Raw genomic sequence first — 681 nt, 5'->3', positions numbered from 1 at the left:
AACCGTGCATTGATGGGATCGAACATGCAGCGTCAGGCAGTTCCTACATTACGTTCAGATAAGCCTCTTGTTGGTACCGGTATCGAGCGCATCGTGGCGCAAGACTCAGGTGTTTGTGTCGTGGCTGATCGTGGCGGTGTTATTGAGAGCGTTGACGCTGGTCGTATCGTTGTTCGGGTTCATGATGACGAGGTAGACGCGGGCGACGCAGGCGTAGATATCTACAACCTAACTAAGTATGTACGTTCTAACCAAAATACTTGCATCAATCAAAAGCCACTTGTGCGTCAAGGTGACTCTGTTGCGCGTGGTGACGTGATGGCAGACGGCCCTTCAGTAGATATGGGTGAGCTGGCGCTAGGTCAGAATATGCGTATCGCATTCATGCCTTGGAACGGTTACAACTTCGAAGACTCGATTCTAGTATCTGAGCGAGTTGTCCAAGAAGATCGCTTCACAACTATCCACATTCAAGAGTTAACGTGTGTTGCGCGTGACACGAAGTTGGGTAGTGAAGAGATTTCTGCTGATATTCCAAATGTTGGTGAAAGTGCGTTATCTAAATTAGATGAATCAGGCATTGTTTATATCGGTGCTGAGGTTGGCCCGGGCGACATCCTAGTTGGTAAGGTGACGCCAAAAGGTGAAACGCAATTAACTCCTGAAGAGAAGTTGCTACGT

The 681-nt window shown here is 48.3% G+C and carries 1 pseudogene; it reads left to right on the top strand.

The annotated features are described in order from the left end of the window. Window positions 1–681: pseudogene (gene rpoB, locus A3739_RS05665) on the top strand (DNA-directed RNA polymerase subunit beta); the annotation flags it as partial.

The organism is Oleiphilus sp. HI0067 (assembly GCF_001635735.1).
Note: the sequence above shows the minus strand (reverse complement) of the source record. Positions and strands in the feature narration are given on the sequence as shown.